We start from the raw sequence: 21,671 nt of genomic DNA on the forward strand, positions 1-21,671 counted from the left end.
GTCTTAGTTTTTGCCGGTTAGGATAAGGAATTGCTCTTCGAGGCTGGCGCTGCGTTTCACCAGGTGGCTCAGCGTGATGCCCTTGTCGAAAAAGAAGCGGTTCAGTTCGGCCGGTTCAAGTTTTTCATTCGGATAGGCGATGAGGCACAGGTCGCGCATTTCGGTTCGTGCGATAGCCGGATGCGCCGCCGCCAGTTCGGTCAAGCGGGCCATATCCGTCGCCTGGAGTTCAAAGAATTCACCGCCGGAGGTCAGTCCGCCTACCGGACCGGAATACAGCATTTCCCCTTTTTTGATGACCAACACATGCGAACACACCTTCTCGACTTCATCCAATAAGTGCGACGCCAGCAGGATGGTGGTTCCTCCGGCGGCAATCGTGCGGATCAGGTCGCGTATCTGGTGGATACCCTGCGGGTCAAGTCCGTTCGTAGGCTCGTCAAGGATTAGGATTTCCGGATCGTTCAAAAGTGCCGACGCAATCGCCAGGCGTTGCTTCATCCCCAATGAAAACGTGCGGAACTTGCTGTCGGCCCGTTCCCAGAGTCCGACCAACCGCAACTTTTCCTCTACTTTCGAAGCTGGCGCGCCTTTGATTTTACAAACCAGTGCGAGGTTTTGTTTGGCCGACATATACGGATAGAAGTTCGGTCGCTCGATGATAGCGCCGACTTTCTTAAGCGCTTCATGATCGGTGAGCCGTCCTTCGAACCACTCGAAATCACCGGACGTTTTGTTGACGACATTCAGGACGATGCCGAGGGTCGTCGACTTGCCGCTGCCGTTGGGGCCCAGGATGCCATAGACATTTCCCTTCTGGATTTCAAGCGTAAGGTCTTTGACAGCATGGACGCGCCCGAACCGTTTGTTCAGGCCGCGGATAGAGAGGATGGTAGCCATTGTAGATTTTTGTGTCGGAACTAAGACGAGGGTATTGGGTTTTTGTTACCCGGGTAAAAATAAAAAAAGCGCTCCGGTATGAAGCGCTTTCCTATTTAAAAAACAAACAATTATGGCCGTTGGATATATAATGTATAGATGTCGGTAGTAGAAAAAGGTTGCTTTGATGTAGTTAGTGGTCAGTAGTCAGTAGTTAGTAATCAGTAGTGGGGGGGCGATGTCGAAGTCTTATGTCCGTGCGTCAAATATCCAATAACCAACCACCAATCCAACGCCTCACCCGCATTCCCAAAACGTTATTTTTCTATCTTTACGGAAAAGTAAGGATATGAAACGCTTCGTCTTTTTTATAGTAAGTACATGGTCGCTCGCGGGGATAGCGCAAACTCTCGACATTCCCGATCCCAACTTCAAGCAATTGTTGCTTACCGAGGGGCGTGCCGCCTTTAACAGCGAAGGAGACGTCTACAACGGGAAAGTGGATACCAATGAAGATGGGGAAATACAACTTTCCGAAGCACAGGCGGTGATTGGATTGAAGGTGACGACCAATTGGTTTACAACCGATGGCAACATCACGTCGCTGGAAGGGATCGAGCATTTCACGAACCTGAAACATCTCAATTGCTGGGGAAATAGTATGGCTGCATTGGACGTAACGATGCTGTCACAACTCGAGACACTGGTGTGTATGCACAGCGGGATTACCTCCCTGAATGTGGCGGGATTATCGCATTTAAGGGAAGTTGCCGCCTCGGGTAATCAACTAACCGGCATCGACTTGACCGATTTACCCGAACTTAGTGTATTGTTAGTAGACGATAACGCCATTCCGGCACTGGACTTTTCGGGTGCGCCCGCGCTCACCATGGTTTATCTGTCTGGAAATCCGCTGACTTCCCTTGCTATAAACGGCCTGGCTTCTTTGACACTCATAGAACTAAGCGACACTTTGGTGGAAACTATCGATGTTAGTATGCTGCCGGTTGCCTATCTGCGGGCCGCGGACTGTCCGAACCTCACGGCGGTAAATGTCCAAAACGGTGTTATTAGCTACGCCGATCCCGATATGTTGTCGTTTCCCTTTGTGTTCGACAACTGTCCGTCTTTATCAACCGTATGTGTCGACTATTGGGAAAGTTCCTCTCTCTTATATGCCGGCTTCGACCTTACAGGCTCGGTTGCGGTTATGACGGGTCCGACCTGCTCAATCCCGGTAACGGTGACCGCGGGCGTAGAAGCGTTCCATCGCGCTGACGTATCCGTATACCCTAATCCCGCCAACGCCTACCTGACATTGGAGAGTGAGGGCGGCACACTCGAAGCGGTTCGAATTTATGATAGTGTCGGGAAGAAACTGTATGATAGTGCGACGACCACCGCTACAGCCACACGAACACTTGATATTGCGCCTTTCCAGGCGGGTGTGTATGTGCTTGAAGCGATGGTCGACGGACAGCTCGTACGAAAGAAATTCGTGAAACGATAGAAAGCATTGACAGTCGCGGTCGCAGTCTCAGTGGTCAGGGAGGGTGAATCGCTTCGCTTTCAACTTAGGCCGCAGATATTATCGTTTTGCGGGCACTACTTCTTCAGTATAAAAATCCATTTCCAGGTGGCTGGATCGCCGACGCCTACACCGGGCGTGTAGAGGAAAACCTTCACATCCGCGTCGGGGTTCGATTGCAGGTATTCGCGTACCTTCACTCTCGACTGTACGGCAGACCAGGCGTTGCTGCAACCCCAGCCGAACTCCATCGGGTCAAAGATAAAATCAAAGCCGGCGGCCGGTTCGACATAATCGTCGGTGATCACACTGTCGAACAGCGAGGCATCCATCCAGGCATCCGGGAACAGCAGTCGTCCTTCACCGGCCCAATGGATTTCACCTTCAAAAAGCGGGGCATTGAGTTCGGCATACTTCATCTTCACCCATCCCAAATCACTCGGTTGCTGGTATTCAATACCGACGGTAAAGGTTTCGGTCGATTCGTCGAACGTCAGGATCTTCCCCGATTCGAATTCGTTGGTGGTATAATCCACCTTTAAAAGCAGTACCTCGTTACCCGCCGTTGGCGTCGGGTCTAAGACAGCATTCGTTTCTTCGCCCGCGCAGGAGAACAGTAGCACGGCAAGCGTTGTAAGAGCAAACAATTTTTTCATAGCGTGTTTTATTGGTTACTCTTGTTAGATAGCATTTTGCGAATAAGTTGCGTGAAGAGGGGGCGTTTTCAATGAACAATGTACAATGTACAATGAACAATGTAGAATGAACGATGAACGATGAACGATGAACGATGAACGATGAACGATGAACGATGAACCAAGAACCAAGAACCAAGAACCCACAACCCACAACGCCCTTGGCGTAGTGACGGATTTTTAGTGCAAAAGTTCAATCGAAGAACTGTACTTTAACCTACCACAAAACTGTCGCATAAAGCACTGAAACCGACATAACGTAAACCGCTGTTAGCTGTTCACCCTTTTCTTTCAGTTAAATGATGCTCGAAATTCAATGGGTGTCAAATTTGTTTTGCTTTTAAACAATTTACTGAACGATTGTGGGTGCTCAAAACCAAGCTGATAGGCAATTTCACTTATTGATAAATTCGTAGTTATCAATGTTTCTTTTGCTTTTTCGATTAATTTGCTGTGTATATGCTGTTGTGTGCTTTGCCCTGTGAGTGCTCTCAACATGTCACTTAAATAATTGGAAGAGACATTCATCTTTTCTGCAAAATATTGAACTGTCGGAAGACCTGATTCCAGAAGGTTATCATTTTTAAAATAGTCTTCAAGCAATTCTTCCATTTTCCCTAATAGGTCATGCCCTGCTTTCTTTCTCGTCAGAAATTGTCTGTTGTAAAAACGATTACAGTAGTTCAAAAGTAAGTCGAGATGCGAAACCATTACATCTTGACTGAACCGGTCTATTGATGTCTGATATTCTTGCTCGATATTTTTAAATATTGCTTCGAGCATTTTTTCTTCTTTGTCAGAAAGGTGCAGGGCTTCATTTACTGCATACGAAAAAAAGCCGTAGTCTTTTATGGCTTTACCTAATGGATAATTTAATATAAAGTCAGAATGAAAAACTAACCAATATCCCGACACCTTGTAATTTTCTTCATTGCCTACTGATAAAATTTGTTTGGGAGCCGTCATAGCCAACACGCCTTCATCAAAGTCGTAGTAGTTCTGTCCATATTTTAATTTTCCGCTTACATTTTTTTTTAAAGAGACGCCATAAAAATTAAGCAGAAAATGTAGTTCTTCTGTTTTTTCAGATGATTGTACTTTGTCCATATTAATCAAACTGATTAATGGATGAAGAGGTTTTCCCAGTCCCATTAGGCGATGTAGCTCAGAAATGGAATTGATAGCGATATGATTTACATTTTTTGCCATTGGTCAAAATTAAAAAACCAACATTACATGATTTAAGTTTACAACGTTGGCCTGTAAGGTTTCTATGTTTGTAGATTATTTTTTGCAAACATCCAAGTCCAGGCAATAAAAAGAAATTGAATAGGTAGCCTTATGATGCTTGCTATAAACTTCTCGTTACCTGTCTTGTAGTAGCCGATACTCTCAGGAATATGAATTGCAAAGAAATATACCACCAACATACCTATGATTATCTTCGCAGCAATTATTCTTGTTCTAATTGGTATTAAAAGCACAGCTAAAACAATTTCGATAATTCCACTAAGAACTGTTAAAACATATTGTGCTGGTAACCACGAAGGCATCATTGCAATATATTGTTCAGGTTGAATAAAGTGCATTGACCCCATAAAAAAGTAAAAGACCACTAATAAGTAGAGTGAGACGAGTTTTACTGTTTTCATCTTAGAACTCGTACTTAATACCGGTTAACTTTTCTGACACATCCCATAGTCTTTTAGCCAAATCTTTGTCGTACGATTTATCACTTGATTTTACTAATTCAGGAAAACCTCGCATTTCCATTGTTTTAGTTGGTCCGAAATACTCACCACCCTTGAGATTTTCTTCTGTGGCAGCTCGTAAAATAGGCAGTGCCCCGATTTTAACATTTTGAGCAAGAATGTTATTCAAAACAACTGCGATCATAAATCCTGAATTTGCTTGCAGGTTTGTTTTTGTATAACCTGGATGAGCGGCAGTCACAATCATCTTGATGTTATGTGTTTTCAAACGTCTGTCTAATTCATAGGCAAAAAGTAAGTTAGCTAATTTGCTTTGGGCATACGCTTGGTCTCTGTTGTAAGATTTTTCAAAGTTCAAATCATCAAAATGAATGTCAGGCTTCATGCTTTCTGTTTTATGAACGATACTGCTCTGAACCGAAATTCTTGAATTTGGTGTGTTTTTGAGTGTATCCAAAAGCAAACCAGTTAGTAAGAAATGCCCCAAATGATTGGTGCCAAATTGAACTTCAAAATTCTGTTTTGTCACTTCTCTTTTGGGAGGGTTCATCACCCCGGCATTATTTACCAAAACATCAAGTTTAGAATACTTTGAATGAAATTCATCTGAGAATTTTTTGATTGAGTGAAAGTCAGCTAAGTCCAATTGCATCAAGTCTAACTTTGCATTTGGACTTCCTTTCTTGATAGCTTCTAAAGCCTCATTACCTTTCTGCAAGTTTCGAGAAGTCATAATGATGTGAGCCCCTTTTTTACTCAAAACTTTTGTTGCTTCAAAACCAATTCCGCTGTTTGCACCAGTGATTAAAATTGTCTTTCCGTGTTGAGAAGCCATGTTGTCTGCTGTCCAGTTTGCCGTTGCCATTATTCATGTTTTTAATTATGGTACGAAGTTCAGTCAACACGTATGGGTCTGCGTAGTCAAATCTCTGTTTGTTGTGTTCAAATCAAGTATAGGTTGAAATTCGTTGTCAATTTTCAGGATATTCGATGTTTGTGGGCTCTTTTTAGGCTGATAGCTAACGTATTGCCATGTCGCCGGAAATCCGCACTTTGGAGTTAGGGGAGGGGCGGATGCGTCCCTTCGTAAAATTCCACGAGACTACGCTGCGGGAAAGCCGTACTTTTTGTTAAAGTTTAAGGGGATTTTCGTCCGGCGGTGGTTGTCGTTTTTTGCGTTCCATCACCCGTACAAACACAAAAACCTACAAGGTTATGAAAACCTTGCAGGTTGTTTTTGGTCTTCCGGACTTATCGTCTTTCGGTCTTTCGGACTTTTCAATTCCATCACCCGTACAAACACAAAAACCTACAAGGTTGTGAAAACCTTGCAGGTTGCTTTTAATCTTCCGGACTTTCGGTCTTTCGGACTTCTCAACTTCCTCTGCCAATACCCTCTGAATGGGATTCCTCCTGCGTCGGAATGACAAACGGGGCGTGCGGGTCAGTCGCAGAAAGGCCTTATAGTGAACGTTTCCCAACTGCCCATTCTCTTCCGGACTTATCGTCTTTCGGTCTTTCGGACTTTTCAATTCGATCATCCGTACAAACACAAAAACCTACAAGGTTATATAAACCTTGCAGGTTGTTTTCCATCTTCCGGACTTTCCGTCTTCTCAATTTCCTCTGCCAATACCCGCTGAATGGGATTCCTCCTGCGTCGGAATGACAAACAGGGCGTGCATGTCAGTCGCAGAAAGGCCTTATAGTGAACGTTTCCGACTGCCCATTCTCTTCCGGACTTACCGCCTTTCGGTCTTTCGGACCTTTCAATTCCATCATCGGTACTAACACAAAAACCTACAAGGTTATGAAAACCTTGCAGGTTGTTTCAATCTTCCGGACTTACCGTCTTTCGGTCTTTCGGACTTCCTATTTGGATACGTCGAGTGAACAGCAAGAGGCATTATCATGAATCGATAAAGATCCCTAGAAACAGAAACCCTCAGCCTTCAACTATGAACCAAGAACCAAGAACCCTCAACCCTGAATCTTCAACTCAAAACTCAACACTCAAAACTCAACACTTCTAGGATTTCTGCTCCTTATTGAAATACACCAAATAATAATACATCTGCTTTTCCTCATCCCAGCCTTTTTCCACGAATTTCTCCGCGCTTTCCGGGTTGATGAAATCGAGTTTGATCTGGATGTTCGTGTCGAGGTTGATTACGTTCTTGATTTTCTTGCGCGCATCCGACACCGCGGCGTTCGCGATAGGGAAGGAGGTAACGTCTTCAATCGAGTACTTCTCGCCTTTGTCGACCTTATAATTTTTGAACTCCGGAATCAGGTCCGGGTTGTCCAACACCTCATTCAGGAAGTTCGTTTCCTCGAAGTTGTCGTTCTTGGCGAAGTAGTTCACCGAGCGGTTCATAAACATCACTTCCTCCTTCTTGTCTTCCGCCGGCAATACCACATCCTTGGCGAAGTCCTGGCAGAATTTCAGGTATTTCTTGGTGATGAAGTTTTCATCCTGGAACACATCCACATTAAGGAAATGCTCGAGCCAATACCGTGCGTCATAGCGGTTGCTGTCGACCGTCAGGATTTTATACCCTTCCTCTTTCTTATGGTTGAAGATCAACGCTCCTTTGTCAAGACGGTAGAGGTTGATGCCCTGCTGCAATGTCATTTCGAGGTTCTTCCCATTCTCTGACAATTGCAAAAAGTCGGCCTGGATCTCGCTTTTGAACACGCCAATCACGTCGACCGGCGTATTGTCGATCGTTACGTGGTTGATATACGCCACAAAAACATCACCGTTCTTGATGTGCGGGTGGTTCGACTGCTCAAACAGGTGCTTCGTAATCTCTTTCGAAATCTCGTGTGCGTTGGTCGGATTCGCGAACAGCTCCGATGCCAAACGGAACATCTCATTATAATCGAGGTCGACCTCATGGGCGAACTGGTAGTAGTTCTCTTCCTTTTCCCGGAAGGGCTTAAAGAAGTATTCCTTGATCAGCGGGATGACCTCGTCTGACAGCGTATACGTCTCCTCAGAGAGGAAAAGGGCTTCGTTGCGGCTTTTATTCCCTACGCGGTGAAGGGATAGCGATTCGATGTGGGCGTTGAATAGGTTGATCATCTCGTGAAGTGCCTGAGAACCTGAGCACCTGAGTCCCTGAGCTGAATGGCAGGAACGTATGCATCGGTGTTCTCTAACGGCGTTATTTTAATAATAGAATAATGTTCGAATTTCAATAATGGGCTCGCTCAATAGCTCAGGGACTAAGGGACTCAGCAGCTCAGGCGCTTCTTAGTTCCAATTTTCCTCAAACCCATAGTCTTCAAAGTTTCCGCCTTCGTCGAGCATGTCGAGGTCGTCTTCGTCATAATCATCGTCGGCAAAGTCGAATTCGTTCTCGTCGGCTTCGAAGTTCTTATCCGGCGCCTGTGCGGGCATCTCGCCGTGTGCGAACAGCACGGCCGGGTATTGCTCACCCGTTTCCGGCTCTTCGATGGCGGCGAGTTCCGTCAGGAACGTCCACATGTTCAGGAAATCATAGACATAGATGATCTTCGTGCTGTCGGTGTCGAGCAGTTCGGTGAGGCGGTAATCGGCCATTGTGCGCATCTCGCCGGGCGTGTCGCCGGTGTCGAACAACGGAATCTCATCCTCCTGGTTCCAGGCATCGTCGCAGGTATAGAACGACGCCATTTCGGTGCCGTCGAACCCAAAGGCATTGACGATGGTATTGTGGAAATCCTCAAGTGTATCCTCTTCATCGATCGCGATGTCGCGGAAGATGTCTTCTTCGGTATCCAGGATCACGCGGAACTTGTAAATCATGGCTTTTAAATTTGTGGATGGCAAAGGTAGGGGAAAGTGGGGAAAGTCGGAAGTCAAAAGTGGAAAGTGGAAGTCGAAAGTCGGAAGTCGAAAGTCGGAAAGACCGGAAGTCCGAAAGTCCGAAAGTCCGAAAGTCCGAAACGTGGCGGGCACGACAACCTGCAAGGTTTTCACAACCTTGTAGGTTTTTGGTGTACGTTGAGAAGTCGAAAGTCGAAAGTCGAAAGTCGGAAAGACCGGAAGTCCGAAAGTCGGAAAGTCCGAAAGACCGAAAGACCGAAAGTCGTTAAGAAGGCGAGACGTGACGCCGCGGTAGGATGTCAGGGTGTTTCCTGTAGCTTTGTGTGTGTGCGTTGGAACGGAACACTAAAACTACAACCATGAACGAATCCACTACCGCTGTCGTCGGCAAAGTTGCAAAGATCACGCTGCTCTTCTGGCTGATGAAAATCGTCGCGACGACCTTAGGGGAAACCCTGGGCGATTTTCTTTCCCAAACCCTGGGGTGGGGCTACACCGTCGGGATCGCCCTGACGTTGGTCTTTTTCGTACTCGTGCTATGCGTGCAACTCGCGATGCGTACCTACGTGCCGGTGGTGTATTGGCTCGTGGTCATCGGCACCACTACGCTGGGCACTGAAATCTCCGATTATATCGACAGGACGCTGCACCTGGGCTACGCTGCGGGAAGTTTGCTACTGGTGGGCGGCCTGCTTCTAAGTCTCTACCTATGGTACCGGAAGTACGGCAACCTCGCGGTCTATCCCGTGGTAGAACGACCCAAAGAACTTTACTACTGGACGGCGATCCTTTTCTCAAACAGCCTCGGCACCGCGTTTGGCGACTTTCTGGGCGACTACTTCGGACTCAGTTATCTCTACGGCGCGTTGATTACCGGACTCGTCATATTCGTCGTCGCCATCGCCCATCGGTTCCAGAAGGTCAACCCGATTGTGCTGTTTTGGCTGGCGTTTATTTTTACCCGGCCGTTCGGCGCCACGTTCGGCGATTTCCTTACCAAACCCATCAGCAGTGGCGGACTCGACCTGGGCACGTTGCATGCCTCATTGGCGTCGGTTGGTGTGATGGCGGTGTTGTTGTGGGTGGCGCATAGGAAGTTCGGGAGATCGTAAGTTGGGAAGATCGGAAGATCGGAAGACGGGAAGACGGAAAGACCGGAAGGTGGCAGACACAATAACCTGCAAGGTTTTCAAAACCTTGTAGGTTTTGGGCGAGAAGATAGGATGATGGAAACCCCTAAGGAACTATCACCTCTCCGACGGAAGCTACCTTGCTAGCGATCAACCCGGGTGATGGTATCAATCATCCAAACGGCATCGATCCTACGCACATAATACGCATACCGGATGTCGGCAAGGGGCAGGTAAAACGTTACGTGTGCATGGCCTTCCCCCATGGGTAGTACCGTGAAGTCGATTGCATCGACATCGGCCAGATCGTCTTCGAAGGCCTCTTGGGTCATAAAGAAATGATCGTACTCAAAACCATAGGGCGGGCCATCGTTTGCAGGCTCGGCCGCAAAGTGCTTTTCGCCTTCCTCGAAGGTTTTCCGCTCGCGTTGCAGGAGGCGCTCTGACAGGCAGCCGCTGCTTCTCAGTAATTGGATATACTGATCGACCGCTTTGAAGTCGACGTGGTAATTACCCTCGTCCGGAACACCATTCGGATCGATACCGCCCCTGATGGTTTCGATCTGGTTCAACTGTGTCATATGGTCACGGTACCACACCAGGAACGCTTTCGTCACGGCAACAGGATCTTGCCCCTGCGTAGCGGAAGCGGCTTTGATGGGCGCGCCCGATTTCTCCGTACGGGTGGGCGTGGGGTCGTATTTGCAACCCACGATCAAAAAGGCAAGGAATAGGAGTGTCAGTACTTTCATATCACGTTATCAAGTCTTTCATTTCGTCCACAATACCAACCGGTCATTCGGCAAATCATATTCATAGACCTTTTTCGACAGGCTGTCGACGTAAATCCATCCGTCGGAGGAAAACCGCGGGTTCGTGTGGCCTTCGTCGGTGACGGTCTGCCCGATGTTGAAGATGTAGTAGTGCGTGGAATCGGTTTTCTCGGTGCTATCCAATAGCCATTCGATGTGGTCGCCGTTTTGGCGGTGCGCTTTGATCAATTCGCGGTCGGATTGTTGGATGTAGTGCGCTACAATGGGGTCGTACCAGTTTTCGGCGTTGTCAACCGAGGTGACCACCTTGGGATGGGTACTGGTATCGGTCGTTGGGGTGGTAGGGGTTTCGTGGCGGCAGGAGATTGCTATGATGGTGAGTAGGAGGAGGGTGGGGATGGTTTTCATGGAGCGGTGGTCAGTCTATTGGGGTGGGCAATCCATTTAAATCGCAACAGGCGGTAGTGTATTTAAGCGTGTTAAATAATTCGAAACAAGGTTTTTGTTACACAGCAGTCTTGCAGTAAGAAATCACTTTTCTGCATAATTTGTTTTTTTGTACAAAATCAGATTTTCTCTTATGTAGTATGCTTTTGAAGATTCGTGATCAATCAACAAATTTAAAAACCATAAGAATTCATCTAACAATAGATCATTCTCTTTAATCTCCTTGAGTTTATATTTAAAACATCTCACGACGAGCTTTTCGCCGTACAAAATATCTATTCTCGATAGTGGTTTTGTGTTCGATTTTAGACGTTTTGTAAGGATTTTTATTGCTTGAGGATTTAAACTCTGAAATCCTATGCCTGACAAAAGTTGTATTAAAGCTTTTATGTTTATATAATCGAGCTTATCGAGTTTCTTTAAATAGTTATCCGCTCGATTATTATATTTTAGCACGCCCCAGTCTTCTGCTTCTGATTTCCAGTAATTTCCATAAAATAAAAACTCTTTGTTAAACAAATGGAAGCCCAAATTTATCTTTTCAAACAGAGTATCCCAAAAACTCCAAAAATTGTCTAGCATTTGTTCACTACCTTGATTGCTATCGGCTTTGTAGTAGAACCATTCGAGGAAATTTTCAAAGTATTCAACTGCGTAACGACCCTGACGTTTGCTGGTTTCGTAATTAAGACCGCTATCGACTATAAATTCAAAAAGAGACTTTGTATTTCTGTTAAAATTAATTTCAAATAGAAAATCTGTAATTGTCTCTTTTATGGTTAACCCAATCTTTTGATTATTAGGATATCCATATTTGCGGTCTTCTAGCGAATACGAATCAATATGCGCGTGGAAAATAGCTTTCAAGAAACTGTATGAAAAATCATATTCCTCGTAGATAGGGAATATTCTCGTCACTTTATCTAAATCCCAAGGGGAATATTTTAAATAAGATAAATCAGAGAACTCATATTTATCACAGTTATTTTTAATAAAATCTAAAATCTTCTGTTCTTCCTCTTGAATTTCATCTAACTGCTGTTCTGAATATTGGAAATGGCGAGGGTATTTTTTATTAAACTCAGCATATAAAATTAATCCGATAAAGCAGTTATAAGCGAATTGATAATCAGCGTTCCACACATATTTTTTAAATGATGCATATAAATGTTTTAAGTGGATATCTAACTCTGTATGAAAGTCCCGAACAAATAGAAATAGTAAAACTCTAATTTTCTCAATCTGCTCAACGCTTAGTCTATTCTTGAAAAGAAATAACCTTGGTAATGAACAATAGACGGACTCATTGTCGTAGATACTTAAAGAGAAATCTGAATTTTCGAAATCATACCGTTCCTGTTTTTTGCGCACATAAAATTTTTGTGCTATTTCTAAAATAGTACGGACACAAAATTCAAACTCCTCACTAGATAGTTTTTCACTGAACGAATCCAATCCTAAGGCCGCCAACGTTCCAATAGGGAAGGAACTAATAAACGTTAGTTTTGACGTGTCAACGTTTTTAGCGTATTCTAAACATTCTTTCCAATACTCATAAGTTTTATCTACCTCTGATTTCTTTAAAAAAGTCTGTGATACCCACAAGCTGTATGCAGAGTATTCATCTCTTAGTTTGACTTGTTCTTCATTTTTTTTCATTTCTGCCTCTAACGCATCGTCGAGTGAATAATTCGGACCAATTTGAATCACTCTTTTGCCATCATGCTCAACTTCTTCCACTTTTTGTTTTCTACCGTCAATCTCGGATAGCAATTTCAGAAAGTAAACATCTTCTTTACCATGTTTTGTCTCCAAATAATCAAACATTTTAAAAAGCTCACCATTCAGATTCCCGTAGGCAAGTTGATATTGGATTAAGAAACCATTTAGACCTCTGTGATATTTCTGTCTATGCTCCCATTTCAAAGCCTCTTTTCGTTCCGCATCGCATAAATCAGCTTCCCAAGAGGCATTAGGAAATTCGAGTAAGGCGCCAGCAGAAAACTCACGAATCCAACGTTGACTTTCCCATTCAAAAAAACGTTTATCAGATAAAAGGGGCAGGAATTTGTTGCCAACTTTTCTCGGGTACGCTTGCGCGATACTGGAAAGAACAGAAAGTAGAACGACTGAATTACTTGTTGTATAGATACGACCAAAGAATGATTGAATTACTTCGTCGGCTTTTTTGGATTCAATTTTACCCAAATCATATAGGAATCTTTCAAGCGCAACAACCACTGATTGCAATAAATCTGGAACGGCAATTTCCCCACCGCGATTTATTGACCATAAATATGGAGATCCATAAATCGGATAGCTCGTTTGATTGTATAGAACATCAATAGTGGTAACGGAATCGGATGATTGCGTGACACCATCATCTTTTAGAAAGCCGGAATTAACGTAATTTTCCGTGCAGTAGTTTGTAAAATCGATTATAAAATCTATCGCTTTTCGCGAATGAAACTTGAGGAGTTTAAAAACAAATGTCTGATAAGCACTTTGAGGAAAATAATTTAAGTCATACTTTTCCTTTAATCCAAAATAAGGTTCTATCCCATAAAGGGAACTATCAAAACCAAATTCACTTTTAGATTTTGCTTTTTTGGATCTCCAATTTAAGTTAGCTAACGCAATGAGTTCATCTGGGAAGAACTTTGGCAATGTGCCCGAGTGAAAATGAGATAACGCGTATTTGATTAGGTTGCTGGTTTCATAATTTCCCTTTTTATCTTTGATAAATAAACTGTCGAGTAATATTTTAATTTCATTGGGTATGTATTCAGCAAGTTGAAAAAGAAATTTGAATCCTTTTTCCTTTAGAAAATCGCTGTCGTCCGAACTCATCCAATTTACTTCGCCATCAAAACTTTCTAAAATTTTATAAACTGTTTTACCAGCGTATTCAGGAGTCTTCGAATTAATTATTTTACCATAGTGAAGTATATTCTCCCAATCATAGAGAAAACCAAGGATTTGAATATTTATCTCGGGGAGTAATTCAATATTGTGATATATAAATTCTATTACTACATCCCATCCCTTATTATTTGGAGATTGATTAAAGTCTTTTCCACTTATTTTAAGCAGATGGATAACTTTCTTAAGTAACCTTAATTTATCCTCCAAAAGTTCCTCTCTATACTCATTGAAAAATTTTTCGCACAGATTAGATTTAACAACTGCTATCAACACTTCATCTTTCCAATGATTTTCTATTGAGTTATCGTTGATAGTTTGAATAACGAAATTATAAATCCAACTCTCAGACTCTTCTATTTTAGATTCTACCCATAGACGGAACCCTCTTCTAATCGCTGGTTCGTTAGACAACACTCTATAAAAATTGTGATTCTTTGGATTGTCAACCTTCAACGAATTGACGTATTTAATCAAACCCCAATCCTCGAAGATATCATGAGATGGAGCAAATAGATTATCTTCCTCGTAAAGGATGCCGTCTGCCTTTAGCGCATAAACAGTTTCAGAATCAAATTCATTTGCTGAAGTTAAAAGTGTCAGGTTTTTAGCTCTTTTTACAGCTATATCGATAAAGGTTTTTTGTCTTTTCTGCTCGTATAACCCATTAGTCCCCCCAACAATGTTTTTCCAAAGTTTGTTTTTAAAACCAACTATTTCAATATCAGATAAGTCATTGTTAGGTATGGAGACAAGTTTTTGAGATAGTGCTAAATACTTAGGAATTCTAATAATTTCTAGTAAGTTCACATTGTGAATAATACTATCTAGTTCCGGAATATTTTCGATAAAGTAATGTAATTCCTCGTCTGTGAGTTGGGGTACACTTACAACGGTTGAATTATTTTGCAATAATTGTTTTTCGAAGTAATTAAATTTTAGAATCTCTAAAGCATAACTTCTACAAGAAATAATCAATTTTATATTGTTGTTTTCTCGAAGAATTGCTATTAACTCTCTAAAAGCTTCTGCGTCGCCCTCTAACAATTTTTCAAAACTGTCAATATAAATTAACTGCCTTGAAAATTCTTTAAACTCACTGAATATCTCTTGAATGCTTAGATCAACACTAATTTCATGTAAAGTATTAATCAACGAACTTTTCAAAAATTGGTCAGCAGCAAAAGAAATTACACAAGTATCATCAAGCGATTCTAAAATTTGTTTGGCGTAAGCAGATTTGCCAGAACCAGCTTCACCGTCAATAAAAATAAACTGATTTTCGTTTATTAAATCTGTAACAGGAAGGTCAATTAAATTTCTTTTAAGGTGTATTCCAGATATATCAGAATGGATTTTGTTTAAAACATTTTTAGTTTGCTCGATTATGCTCCTTAGTCTTGCTTCCTTATTTTCAAGATTAATAATTATCTTTTGAATAAAATTGTTATCTCCGTTTACAAAGTCGCCTCCTTCGGTATTTATTTTTGAATTACTGATTATGTTTTTACCTGCCTCCACAAATTAAGATATTTGATTGCCATCCCCGTTTACAAAGTTTCCTCCGCCCGTATTTACGTTACCGGTTATTACGTTCTTGCTGTTCGTGATCGAGTTATGAATATGAGGGAACTTTTCTGCAATCTCGGCGATGAAATTTTTGACTTCTGGATTATCTTCAATAGAATTTTCAATTAAGGTTTTTATCGCATTTTGATTTTCAACTTTATTAGGATTTTCAACTAACTTTTGCAAGACATTTTTCGGTTTGTTATCCTTAAAGAACAATGCTTTTATCCAACTTATAGTTCCCTCAGTCAATTTCTCACTACTTGTGTCAACTACTTTCTCTATTCCTTTTTTGCCTAGTTCCGTCAAAAAAGGATATAGTACTGCTAACGTTGCTGCTGTAACTAGTGGCATTTTTCTTTCTTTATGGGTTACTTTGTTAGATTGGTGCAAGATTAAAGGAATCATAATATTTAAATCGGTTCCTTAGTGTCTTGATCTCTAAAATACAAATTTTATCCTACCGCGACTATGCTTTTCGTCATAAGCACAAATTATCCGGTAAACGTATGCTTATGTGTACCTCTAAATTAAGTTCATAGGACGCAGTTCACCACCCCAACCCCCTCCCAACAACTTTTCTCATCCCCTTCCACCTCACACCCCTCTTCCCAACTTGTTTGCAAGGCCCTGGGGCGGCATATAGGCCTTCCAAACCTGTTTTAAGAGCCTCGGGGCGGCCCCTGGGTGTTGCGGGCGTGTTCAGATTGCAAGATGCGCACCCCTAAAGCCTGAAAATAAAAAAACAGGGCCCCGGGGCGGTATTTTATGCGTTTTCGTTGCAGATTTTTCAGATTTGACGTTGCTGCACGTCGTTATTTATTGATTTTCAATCATTTTGGTTAGGGCATCCTTGTTTTAAATATTAAAAAAATATTAAATACGAATTTATTTAACATATCTGCTGCCGGGTTTGGTTAGGTTTGTACGTAATAACGTATTAAAACCCATAATTATGGAAACTTCAAACAAATCGCATGCACACCGGGGCACCCTGCCCCAAAAAGACACAGACCTGGCAGATGTGGCCCTGCACGTGGCCAAAACCTGGGCGGACGATCCGTCGCTGACGCTACGGTTTACCGACAGCAAGGCGTTCTTCTCGCTCGTCACCGACTACCGGGCGTTGCTCGACACTAAGAACGGACAGGTATCGGAACGACGGGGTGTTACCCTCCGCATCGCCGAGGCGGAAAAAGAGATTACGAAAGGGGTGCGGCAGGTCAAGTTGTTCCTCGCCCAGAAGTACGACACCGGTGCCCTCGACCACTTCGGTCGCTTCGGGCTCGTCCATCAAGGGAAGAACTTCCGCCTGCCGTCTGACCAATCGAAGAAACGCGATGCCCTGCTGGTAATGAAAAACGCGGTGGTAAGCGAAGGATGGGGCGACTCCCGTTACGGCGCCGATTTCTGGCAGTCGACCCTCGACCGATTCGATGCCCTGCTGACGGAAGCCCGTACGATCGACGGTACGATCTCGGGTCTCGTTGCCGACAAGAACAGCAAGCGCGACGCCATCCGCAAAACGCTCAACGCGATCGTGCTGAGCCTGAAAGCCGCCTATCCCGACGGGCATGAAGGTGCACTCCGAAAGTGGGGCATACAACGGGATAAGTTTTAAGAAAGAGGACGTGGGGGGCGTCCTTTTTTTTTGTGTGAGTGCCTGAGCGCCTGAGTGCCTGAGCGCCTTAGTCCCTGAGTCCCTGAGTCCCTGAGTGCCTGAGCGGCTGAGTGCCTGAGTCCCTGAGTCCCTGAGCACCTGAGCGCCTGAGTGCCTTAGTCCCTGAGCACCTGAGTCCCTGAGCGCCTGAGTCCCTTAGTCCCCTAACCAAGAACCAAGAACCCAAACCATAACCCGCCCAATCCCGACTAAAGGCAAGTTCTTCACTCAAAACCCAAAACCCATCCCCGAACCAACCACCCACCACCCACCACCCACCAACAACTATCAACTATCAACTATCAACTATCAACTCCCAACTATCAACTCCCAACTATCAACCCCCAACTTATTTACCACTTTCTTTTTAAAAATCCTATACAAACTGCGAAAAATACTTTCGTTTCTTTCCTTATTTTTGGCGCCGCCGTACCCGTAAAGCGGCTCTTACATATTAACCAATAACCACTTACCAAAATCCTGTTGTGCGGAACGGGATGTCTTTCACCCCCTATGAAAGTAAACATTACTCTTTTATGCCTTTTGGCGTTTTCCTGTTTCATCCCGAAGGCCACGGCACAGTGTACGAACGGGACCTTGTATCCGAGCACGACGTTCACACCGGCTTGCTCCAACACCTACGAGACGATCGTCACCAACGCCTGGGCGGGTCAGTACGCCAACGTGAATGTGGTGAGCAACAACGTCTACACCTTTATGTCATCGGTGAGCGCCGATTATGTAACGATTACCAATGAAGACGCGGGTGTCGTCCTGGCCCACGGTCCGTCGCCACTTGTGTGGGTGTCGGGCACCACATCCGGCACCGTCCGCTATTACCTGCACACGAGCGCCAATTGTGGCTCGCTGGGGCAGAACCGCACGCGCTACGTCAAATGTACCGCCGCACCGGTGTGTGGCAACCCGACGGCCCTGTCTGCTTCTGCCATTACCTCCAACTCTGCCCGTCTTAACTGGACGGCCCCGTCTCCGGCTCCGAGTTCGTACGACCTTTATATCGTGACTACCAACACGGCTCCGGTTGACGCGACGCCTGCCACCGTAACCAGCAACACGGCCGGCGTAGGTGTCTTGAGCGGATTGGCCGCTTCTACCACTTATTACTACTGGATCCGTTCGAACTGCGGTGTCACCAAAGGCGCCTGGGTGTCGGGCGGCAGTTTCGCTACCATCGCGGCCCTGACGTGTAACGGTGCGGCCAACGGACTCTACCCGGATGCGACCTTCACGCCTTCGTGCACGGGCAGCAACGAAACCATCGTCAACGATGCCTACGCAGGCGAATTCGCGAACGTGAACTACGTTTCCGACAAACAATATACCTTCACCAGTTCGGTGGCGACGGATTACATCACCATCACCAATGCGACCGGTACGACGGTTTTGGCCAGTGGCACCACGCCGGTGACCTGGAACTCGGGTGCGTCATCGGGTGTGCTCCGCTATTACTTCCACAGCGATCCGAACTGCGGGGCGCAAACCAGCCTCCGCGTGAAGTACATCAAATGCGTCAACGCGCCTGCCAACTGCAACGCCCCGACCAGCTTCACCATCTCAAACATCACCTCGAATTCCGTGCGTTTGAACTGGGTAGCCCCAACGCCGGCGCCGGTTTCGTATGACGTGCATTGCATCACCAGCTTTACACCACCGTCTGACAACCAGGCGTCTTCCATCACGACGATGGCGGCGGGCATCACCTGCCTGAACGGACTGGCTCCGGCTACGACCTACCATTTCTGGGTGCGGTCGTTTTGCGGCGGTACTACGAAGAGTTCCTGGTCGTATGGCGGTACGTTCACAACGAATGCGGCGCTGAACTGTAATGGTGCGTATTACGGACTGTATCCGGAGCAAACTTTTACCCCCTCGTGCACCGGTACGGTTGAGACGATCGTCAACGACGCCTACGCGGGTGAATTCTCGAAGGTAAACGTCACGTCTAACAAACAATATTCGTTCTTCAGTTCGGTGACCACCGACTTCCTGACGATTACAAACATCACCGGAACAACGGTTTTGGCCAGCGGACAAACGCCGGTCTATTGGAACTCCGGTAACTTTTCCGGGCAGATCCGTTATTTCATTAGCTCAAACGGCAACTGTGGCACACAGGCCTCGAACCGCGTGAAGTCGATCGCGTGCAGTACGATACAGGCAAACTGCGGTGCGCCGAGCTTCCTACAGTATTCTAATGTGACCTCCAATTCGGTGCGCTTGTTCTGGACGGCGCCCGAAGTTGCACCCGACTATTACGACATCTACGTATCGGAGTCGAATGCGGTGTATCCGGAGTACAACACCCAGCCAACCGGAAATTCCGCGAGTTACATCCGGTCGTATTATGCCGGATTGTTCCCTTCGACGACCTATTATTTCTGGGTGCGCTCGGTGTGTAACAATGGCAACCAGAAATCCGACTGGATGGAAGGCGGCAGCTTTACGACCTTGCCGAACCTGCAGTGTAACGGTGCTTCGTTTGGCCTGTACCCTGAAGATACGATGCAGTTGGAAAATACCGGAAACCCTGAAATCGTGGCTTTGGAAGGCAAGGCCGGGGAATATACGAACGTAGCGGTGGCGAACAACAAGCAGTATACGTTCACGAGCTCAAACCCGGAGGATTTCCTTACGATCACCAACGCGGAAGGCACGCAGGTGCTGGTCAGCGGCGTGACGCCGGTCACCTGGACATCGGGCAACATGGCGACTGTGGTACGTTTTTACCTGCACGCCAATGCGAATTGTACGGATGACGACGCGCCGCGTGTGCGCTACGTAACCGGCTCGACCCTCGGACTGGAGGAGCTTTCAGAGCGCCAGGTAGTGGTGTATCCGAACCCAAGTGCCGGACGTTTCATGGTGGAAACGGGTGGGCGTATCGCCGATGCCATTACCATCCATGACCACCTCGGTCGTGTGGTAGGAAGCTATACACCAACCGCCAGCCAAACCAACCTGACCCTAAACGGACTGGCGGGAGGCGTTTACTACGTCCGCATCAAAGCCCAGGGAACGGAGGTAACGAAGAAACTGGTGTTGAAGAAGTAAGAAGTTTTATAGGTAAAGAGAAGCCCCGTTTTGTAGCGGGGCTTTTTAATTTAGGAGTTAGGAGTTAGGAGAGGGGAGAGAGGAGAGAGGAGAGGGGAAAGAAGAAAGAAGAAAGAGGAGAGCGGAAAGGATCCCAAGTCACAAGTAGTGAACTTCCGCCATCGTTTGTTATCCAAAACCCAAAACCCAACTCACCCCTCAACCAAGAACCAAGAACCATGAACTACGAACCAAGAACCCTCAACCCCAAACTCTCCAACTTTAACAAAAAGTGCGGTTTTCCCATACCGCCATGTCATCGGGAATGGGTATTTTGGATTAGGGGAGGGGCGGATGCGTCCCTTAACGAAAGAAATCGAGACTGGGGTACAGGAAAACCGTAGTTTTTGTTAAAAGTAGCAAGGAGCGGAGGAGTAAGAGGGAAAAGGAAATCAAACCCGATTAATACCTCTTAGACAGAGTGGTCAATTTTGCGTATAGGGTTCCTGATGGGTGGTAATGGTAGCGCTTTTTACGTCTCGCGTGGCCCAAATTTCAGTTACGGTTATGGCGGACACCTTAACGGCAACGGTAACGCCCATCAGCGCATTGTCATTTGAAAAGCAGAAATGGAGCATGCCCGCCGTGGGAGCTGTCATACGTCCGTAGTCGTTGATGACTTTACCTTTCTTGAAACAACGGAAGGGTTGGCCGCTGTTGAAAAGGGTTGCGTTGTCGTTGTCGGTGATATAGAAGTCGATGTCTTCACCTGTCTGCAGCCGCGGAAGATCGAATAGCAGGCCTAAGGCGATTGCGCTGACGGGGGAGGTCACAAGTTTTGATTCGAATGCCGTACTCTTCATCATTTGTGCGGCTTTTTCGTAGACCTGTTGTCCTTGTTGGTCAACCCCAATGTAGTAGCTCCAGGCCACAGTCTTTGGTGGCAGAACGAAATTGAATGCCGTACGGTTCCCGTTCAGATTTCCCACAGAATGCACTTTCGCTACCTGGTCAACGACGTTGATTACCGCGGTGTCCCGTCGCGCCAGATAGTCTTCTTTGCTAATGGTATAGGTCGTATCCTGTACGGTTTTCCAAAGTACAGCCGTATTGAAATCCCGGGTTTTCTCGGATTCCGGCACACGTTGGATTTTGAGTTTGCAGATACGCTTTCCCAAAGAGGAGTTGTAGAATCGGAATTTGTATATGCCTGTTTTTGCGATGGCAATCCGTTTATCACGTATGTTGGTTGTTTTATAATCCATAAAGCGCGACGCGTCCGGATACTCCAAAATCTCAAACTCTTTAAGTTCCTTGCCCTCCAGTACTTCCAGATTGAGTAGTATGTTGTCCCCCGCCGCAAACGCATAATAAAGGGATTCTTCTCCCATCATGGGAACCTTCAGGGTCATTTCGGCCACGTCTACCTGCGACAGGCAGAGGGAGGGACACAGAAGCAGATAAAGTAACGTTTTCATACTGATGCTATCG

The 21,671-nt window shown here is 45.4% G+C and carries 16 protein-coding genes; 4 read left to right on the forward strand and 12 right to left on the reverse strand.

Translation table 11 applies throughout. The features are described from left to right. Nucleotides 1–3: 3 nt before the first annotated feature. Nucleotides 4–900, reverse strand: coding sequence for an ABC transporter ATP-binding protein (locus MKO97_RS07425; protein ID WP_241102578.1), 897 nt, complete (start codon nucleotides 898–900; stop codon nucleotides 4–6). A 328-nt stretch (nucleotides 901–1,228) separates the two neighbouring features. On the opposite strand from MKO97_RS07425, the gene MKO97_RS07430 reads away from it, so the two are divergent. Then, the gene (locus MKO97_RS07430; RefSeq protein WP_241102579.1) at nucleotides 1,229–2,389 is read left to right on the forward strand and encodes a T9SS type A sorting domain-containing protein; all 1,161 of its coding nucleotides are present in this window, start codon (nucleotides 1,229–1,231) and stop codon (nucleotides 2,387–2,389) included. Nucleotides 2,390–2,484: 95 nt separating this feature from the next. Here the strand turns inward: MKO97_RS07430 and MKO97_RS07435 are convergent, their stop codons facing one another. From MKO97_RS07435 to MKO97_RS07460, 6 genes are all read right to left on the reverse strand, one after another. Beyond that, the gene (locus tag MKO97_RS07435; RefSeq protein ID WP_241102580.1) at nucleotides 2,485–3,063 is read right to left on the reverse strand and encodes a hypothetical protein; all 579 of its coding nucleotides are present in this window, start codon (nucleotides 3,061–3,063) and stop codon (nucleotides 2,485–2,487) included. Between the two features lie 330 nt (nucleotides 3,064–3,393). Next, nucleotides 3,394–4,311: an AraC family transcriptional regulator gene (locus MKO97_RS07440; protein ID WP_241102581.1), complete on the reverse strand. Its 918-nt coding sequence runs from the start codon at nucleotides 4,309–4,311 to the stop codon at nucleotides 3,394–3,396. Between the two features lie 62 nt (nucleotides 4,312–4,373). Further along, nucleotides 4,374–4,754, reverse strand: a complete 381-nt coding sequence (locus tag MKO97_RS07445) for a DoxX family protein (protein ID WP_241102582.1) — start codon at nucleotides 4,752–4,754, stop codon at nucleotides 4,374–4,376. Nucleotide 4,755: 1 nt separating this feature from the next. After that, the gene (locus MKO97_RS07450; protein WP_241102583.1) at nucleotides 4,756–5,679 is read right to left on the reverse strand and encodes an oxidoreductase; all 924 of its coding nucleotides are present in this window, start codon (nucleotides 5,677–5,679) and stop codon (nucleotides 4,756–4,758) included. Between the two features lie 1,164 nt (nucleotides 5,680–6,843). Then, nucleotides 6,844–7,902: a nucleoid-associated protein gene (locus tag MKO97_RS07455; protein ID WP_241102584.1), complete on the reverse strand. Its 1,059-nt coding sequence runs from the start codon at nucleotides 7,900–7,902 to the stop codon at nucleotides 6,844–6,846. Between the two features lie 171 nt (nucleotides 7,903–8,073). Continuing rightward, complete coding sequence (locus tag MKO97_RS07460) at nucleotides 8,074–8,607, reverse strand: plasmid pRiA4b ORF-3 family protein (protein ID WP_241102585.1); 534 nt, start codon at nucleotides 8,605–8,607, stop codon at nucleotides 8,074–8,076. A 380-nt stretch (nucleotides 8,608–8,987) separates the two neighbouring features. On the opposite strand from MKO97_RS07460, the gene MKO97_RS07465 reads away from it, so the two are divergent. Next, on the forward strand, nucleotides 8,988–9,740 hold the full coding sequence (locus MKO97_RS07465) for a hypothetical protein (RefSeq protein ID WP_241102586.1): 753 nt from the start codon (nucleotides 8,988–8,990) through the stop codon (nucleotides 9,738–9,740). A gap of 161 nt (nucleotides 9,741–9,901) precedes the next feature. Here MKO97_RS07465 and MKO97_RS07470 read toward each other — a convergent pair whose 3' ends face one another. The 4 genes from MKO97_RS07470 to MKO97_RS07485 all read right to left on the reverse strand — a co-directional run bounded on the left by MKO97_RS07470 (nucleotide 9,902) and on the right by MKO97_RS07485 (nucleotide 15,877). After that, the gene (locus MKO97_RS07470) at nucleotides 9,902–10,510 is read right to left on the reverse strand and encodes a hypothetical protein (protein WP_241102587.1); all 609 of its coding nucleotides are present in this window, start codon (nucleotides 10,508–10,510) and stop codon (nucleotides 9,902–9,904) included. 18 nt (nucleotides 10,511–10,528) lie between these two features. Continuing rightward, the gene (locus tag MKO97_RS07475) at nucleotides 10,529–10,939 is read right to left on the reverse strand and encodes a hypothetical protein (protein WP_241102588.1); all 411 of its coding nucleotides are present in this window, start codon (nucleotides 10,937–10,939) and stop codon (nucleotides 10,529–10,531) included. A gap of 123 nt (nucleotides 10,940–11,062) precedes the next feature. Continuing rightward, nucleotides 11,063–15,421, reverse strand: coding sequence for an ATP-binding protein (locus MKO97_RS07480; protein ID WP_241102589.1), 4,359 nt, complete (start codon nucleotides 15,419–15,421; stop codon nucleotides 11,063–11,065). Between the two features lie 3 nt (nucleotides 15,422–15,424). After that, the gene (locus MKO97_RS07485; RefSeq protein WP_241102590.1) at nucleotides 15,425–15,877 is read right to left on the reverse strand and encodes a hypothetical protein; all 453 of its coding nucleotides are present in this window, start codon (nucleotides 15,875–15,877) and stop codon (nucleotides 15,425–15,427) included. A gap of 547 nt (nucleotides 15,878–16,424) precedes the next feature. Between MKO97_RS07485 and MKO97_RS07490 the strand changes: the two genes are divergently transcribed. Next, entirely contained in the window at nucleotides 16,425–17,090 is a 666-nt protein-coding gene (locus tag MKO97_RS07490; protein WP_241102591.1) for a hypothetical protein, read from the forward strand. Between the two features lie 552 nt (nucleotides 17,091–17,642). Beyond that, nucleotides 17,643–20,201 carry a fibronectin type III domain-containing protein gene (locus MKO97_RS07495; RefSeq protein ID WP_241102592.1) on the forward strand — a complete coding sequence of 853 codons (2,559 nt, stop codon included), beginning with the start codon at nucleotides 17,643–17,645 and terminating at the stop codon, nucleotides 20,199–20,201. Nucleotides 20,202–20,665: 464 nt separating this feature from the next. Here MKO97_RS07495 and MKO97_RS07500 read toward each other — a convergent pair whose 3' ends face one another. Beyond that, the gene (locus tag MKO97_RS07500; RefSeq protein WP_241102593.1) at nucleotides 20,666–21,658 is read right to left on the reverse strand and encodes a hypothetical protein; all 993 of its coding nucleotides are present in this window, start codon (nucleotides 21,656–21,658) and stop codon (nucleotides 20,666–20,668) included. Nucleotides 21,659–21,671: the final 13 nt, after the last annotated feature.

The sequence above is a fragment of the Flavobacterium sp. HJ-32-4 genome (assembly GCF_022532105.1).
Taxonomy (GTDB): Bacteria; Bacteroidota; Bacteroidia; order Flavobacteriales; family Flavobacteriaceae; genus Flavobacterium.